Genomic DNA, 5075 nt, shown 5'->3' with positions numbered 1-5075 from the left:
AAAAGTCGGTATAATAGGAAGAGTCCAAAAAGGACAGACTGGGGATGGTCCGTTGGTCAAGGGGTTAAGACACCGCCTTTTCACGGCGGTAACACGGGTTCGAATCCCGTACGGACTATAGTATACTAGAGTCAAGATAAAAAACTTAAAAAAAGTTTTGAAAATCTATTGACAGGATTAACTGGCTGTGATATACTAATATAGTTGTCGCTCACGAGAGAAGTGAGAGGCAAAGACCTTTGAAAACTGAACAAGACGAACCAATGTGCAGGGCACTACAACATACTGTTGTAGTACTGAACAATGAAAAAAACAATAAATCTGTCAGTGACAGAAATGAGTGAGAACTCAAACTTTTAATGAGAGTTTGATCCTGGCTCAGGACGAACGCTGGCGGCGTGCCTAATACATGCAAGTAGAACGCTGAAGGAGGAGCTTGCTTCTCTGGATGAGTTGCGAACGGGTGAGTAACGCGTAGGTAACCTGCCTGGTAGCGGGGGATAACTATTGGAAACGATAGCTAATACCGCATAATATTGATTATTGCATGATAGTCAATTAAAAGGTGCAACTGCACCACTACCAGATGGACCTGCGTTGTATTAGCTAGTTGGTGGGGTAACGGCTCACCAAGGCGACGATACATAGCCGACCTGAGAGGGTGATCGGCCACACTGGGACTGAGACACGGCCCAGACTCCTACGGGAGGCAGCAGTAGGGAATCTTCGGCAATGGACGGAAGTCTGACCGAGCAACGCCGCGTGAGTGAAGAAGGTTTTCGGATCGTAAAGCTCTGTTGTAAGAGAAGAACGAGTGTGAGAGTGGAAAGTTCACACTGTGACGGTATCTTACCAGAAAGGGACGGCTAACTACGTGCCAGCAGCCGCGGTAATACGTAGGTCCCGAGCGTTGTCCGGATTTATTGGGCGTAAAGCGAGCGCAGGCGGTTAAATAAGTCTGAAGTTAAAGGCTGTGGCTTAACCATAGTACGCTTTGGAAACTGTTTAACTTGAGTGCAAGAGGGGAGAGTGGAATTCCATGTGTAGCGGTGAAATGCGTAGATATATGGAGGAACACCGGTGGCGAAAGCGGCTCTCTGGCTTGTAACTGACGCTGAGGCTCGAAAGCGTGGGGAGCAAACAGGATTAGATACCCTGGTAGTCCACGCCGTAAACGATGAGTGCTAGGTGTTAGACCCTTTCCGGGGTTTAGTGCCGTAGCTAACGCATTAAGCACTCCGCCTGGGGAGTACGACCGCAAGGTTGAAACTCAAAGGAATTGACGGGGGCCCGCACAAGCGGTGGAGCATGTGGTTTAATTCGAAGCAACGCGAAGAACCTTACCAGGTCTTGACATCCCTCTGACCGCTCTAGAGATAGAGTTTTCCTTCGGGACAGAGGTGACAGGTGGTGCATGGTTGTCGTCAGCTCGTGTCGTGAGATGTTGGGTTAAGTCCCGCAACGAGCGCAACCCCTATTGTTAGTTGCCATCATTCAGTTGGGCACTCTAGCGAGACTGCCGGTAATAAACCGGAGGAAGGTGGGGATGACGTCAAATCATCATGCCCCTTATGACCTGGGCTACACACGTGCTACAATGGTTGGTACAACGAGTCGCAAGCCGGTGACGGCAAGCTAATCTCTTAAAGCCAATCTCAGTTCGGATTGTAGGCTGCAACTCGCCTACATGAAGTCGGAATCGCTAGTAATCGCGGATCAGCACGCCGCGGTGAATACGTTCCCGGGCCTTGTACACACCGCCCGTCACACCACGAGAGTTTGTAACACCCGAAGTCGGTGAGGTAACCATTTGGAGCCAGCCGCCTAAGGTGGGATAGATGATTGGGGTGAAGTCGTAACAAGGTAGCCGTATCGGAAGGTGCGGCTGGATCACCTCCTTTCTAAGGATAAGGAAAGCACATTGGTCTTGTTTAGTCTTGAGAGGTCTTGTGGGGCCTTAGCTCAGCTGGGAGAGCGCCTGCTTTGCACGCAGGAGGTCAGCGGTTCGATCCCGCTAGGCTCCATTGGTGAGAGATCACCAAGTCATGCACATTGAAAATTGAATATCTATATCAAATAGTAACAAGAAAATAAACCGAAAACGCTGTAGTATTAATAAGAGTTTATGACTGAAAGGTCAAAAATAAGGTTAAGTTAATAAGGGCGCACGGTGGATGCCTTGGCACTAGGAGCCGAAGAAGGACGTGACAAACGACGATATGCCTTGGGTAGCTGTAAGTAAGCGATGATCCAGGGATTTCCGAATGGGGGAACCCAACAGGTAATGCCTGTTACCCATATCTGTTAAGGATATGAGGAGGAAGACGCAGTGAACTGAAACATCTAAGTAGCTGCAGGAAGAGAAAGCAAAAGCGATTGCCTTAGTAGCGGCGAGCGAAACGGCAGGAGGGCAAACCGAAGAGTTTACTCTTCGGGGTTGTAGGACTGCAATGTGGACTCAAAGACTATAGAAGAATGATTTGGGAAGATCAGCCAAAGAGAGTGAAAGCCTCGTATTTAAAATAGTCTTTGTACCTAGCAGAATCCTGAGTACGGCGAGACACGTGAAATCTCGTCGGAATCTGGGAGGACCATCTCCCAACCCTAAATACTCCCTAGTGACCGATAGTGAACCAGTACCGTGAGGGAAAGGTGAAAAGCACCCCGGGAGGGGAGTGAAATAGAACCTGAAACCGTGTGCCTACAACAAGTTCGAGCCCGTTAATGGGTGAGAGCGTGCCTTTTGTAGAATGAACCGGCGAGTTACGATATGATGCGAGGTTAAGTTGAAGAGACGGAGCCGCAGGGAAACCGAGTCTGAATAGGGCGCTTTAGTATTATGTCGTAGACCCGAAACCATGTGACCTACCCATGAGCAGGTTGAAGGTGCGGTAAGACGCACTGGAGGACCGAACCAGGGCACGTTGAAAAGTGCTTGGATGACTTGTGGGTAGCGGAGAAATTCCAAACGAACTTGGAGATAGCTGGTTCTCTCCGAAATAGCTTTAGGGCTAGCGTCGACATTAGAGATTCTTGGAGGTAGAGCACTGTTTGGGTGAGGGGTCCATCCCGGATTACCAATCTCAGATAAACTCCGAATGCCAAAGAATTATGGTCGGCAGTCAGACTGCGAGTGCTAAGATCCGTAGTCGAAAGGGAAACAGCCCAGACCACCAGCTAAGGTCCCAAAATAATTGTTAAGTGGAAAAGGATGTGGGGTTGCACAGACAACTAGGATGTTAGCTTAGAAGCAGCTATTCATTCAAAGAGTGCGTAATAGCTCACTAGTCGAGTGACCCTGCGCCGAAAATGTACCGGGGCTAAAACAATTTACCGAAGCTGTGGATACCTTTATAGGTATGGTAGGAGAGCGTTCTATGTGTGATGAAGGTATACCGTGAGGAGTGCTGGAACGCATAGAAGTGAGAATGCCGGTATGAGTAGCGAAAGACAGGTGAGAATCCTGTCCACCGTAAGACTAAGGTTTCCAGGGGAAGGCTCGTCCGCCCTGGGTTAGTCGGGACCTAAGGAGAGACCGAAAGGTGTATCCGATGGACAACAGGTTGATATTCCTGTACTAGAGTATGTAGTGATGGAGGGACGCAGTAGGCTAACTAAAGCAGACGATTGGAAGTGTCTGTCTAAGCAGTGAGGTGTGAACTGAGTTAAATGCTTAGTTCTATAACATTGAGCTGTGATGGGGAGCGAAGTTTAGTAGCGAAGTTAGTGACGTCACACTGCCAAGAAAAGCTTCTAGCGTTTAACATACTCTACCCGTACCGCAAACCGACACAGGTAGTCGAGGCGAGTAGCCTCAGGTGATCGAGAGAACTCTCGTTAAGGAACTCGGCAAAATGACCCCGTAACTTCGGGAGAAGGGGTGCTGACTTTAGTCAGCCGCAGTGAATAGGCCCAAGCAACTGTTTATCAAAAACACAGCTCTCTGCTAAATCGTAAGATGATGTATAGGGGGTGACGCCTGCCCGGTGCTGGAAGGTTAAGAGGAGTGCTTAGCGCAAGCGAAGGTATGAATTGAAGCCCCAGTAAACGGCGGCCGTAACTATAACGGTCCTAAGGTAGCGAAATTCCTTGTCGGGTAAGTTCCGACCCGCACGAAAGGCGTAATGATTTGGGCACTGTCTCAACGAGAGACTCGGTGAAATTTTAGTACCTGTGAAGATGCAGGTTACCCGCGACAGGACGGAAAGACCCCATGGAGCTTTACTGCAGTTTGATATTGAGTGTCTGTACCACATGTACAGGATAGGTAGGAGTCTAAGAGATCGGGACGCCAGTTTCGAAGGAGACGTTGTTGGGATACTACCCTTGTGTTATGGCCACTCTAACCCAGATAGGTGATCCCTATCGGAGACAGTGTCTGACGGGCAGTTTGACTGGGGCGGTCGCCTCCTAAAAGGTAACGGAGGCGCCCAAAGGTTCCCTCAGAATGGTTGGAAATCATTCGCAGAGTGTAAAGGTATAAGGGAGCTTGACTGCGAGAGCTACAACTCGAGCAGGGACGAAAGTCGGGCTTAGTGATCCGGTGGTTCCGTATGGAAGGGCCATCGCTCAACGGATAAAAGCTACCCTGGGGATAACAGGCTTATCTCCCCCAAGAGTTCACATCGACGGGGAGGTTTGGCACCTCGATGTCGGCTCGTCGCATCCTGGGGCTGTAGTCGGTCCCAAGGGTTGGGCTGTTCGCCCATTAAAGCGGCACGCGAGCTGGGTTCAGAACGTCGTGAGACAGTTCGGTCCCTATCCGTCGCGGGCGTAGGAAATTTGAGAGGATCTGCTCCTAGTACGAGAGGACCAGAGTGGACTTACCGCTGGTGTACCAGTTGTCTTGCCAAAGGCATCGCTGGGTAGCTATGTAGGGAAGGGATAAACGCTGAAAGCATCTAAGTGTGAAACCCACCTCAAGATGAGATTTCCCATGATTATATATCAGTAAGAGCCCTGAGAGATGATCAGGTAGATAGGTTAGAAGTGGAAGTGTGGCGACACATGTAGCGGACTAATACTAATAGCTCGAGGACTTATCCAAAGTAACTGAGAATACGAAGCGTGATTAG

2 tRNA genes and 2 rRNA genes are annotated in these 5075 nt (G+C 49.5%); all 4 read left to right on the top strand.

Going from position 1 to position 5075, the window contains the following annotated elements:
- Positions 1 to 46: 46 nt before the first annotated feature.
- Positions 47 to 118: transfer RNA gene (locus QM941_RS09750), tRNA-Glu, on the top strand.
- Positions 119 to 355: 237 nt separating this feature from the next.
- A 16S ribosomal RNA gene (locus tag QM941_RS09745) occupies positions 356 to 1901 on the top strand.
- Positions 1902 to 1951: 50 nt separating this feature from the next.
- A tRNA-Ala gene (locus QM941_RS09740) sits at positions 1952 to 2024 on the top strand.
- 123 nt (positions 2025 to 2147) lie between these two features.
- Positions 2148 to 5047 (top strand): 23S ribosomal RNA (locus tag QM941_RS09735).
- Together the 16S and 23S rRNA genes with 2 tRNA genes alongside form the textbook arrangement of a ribosomal RNA operon.
- The last annotated feature ends 28 nt before the right edge of the window (positions 5048 to 5075 follow it).

The organism is Streptococcus timonensis, from assembly GCF_047460355.1.
In the GTDB taxonomy this organism is placed as follows: domain Bacteria; phylum Bacillota; class Bacilli; order Lactobacillales; family Streptococcaceae; genus Streptococcus; species Streptococcus timonensis_A.
This window is presented reverse-complemented; position numbering and strand designations above follow the sequence as displayed.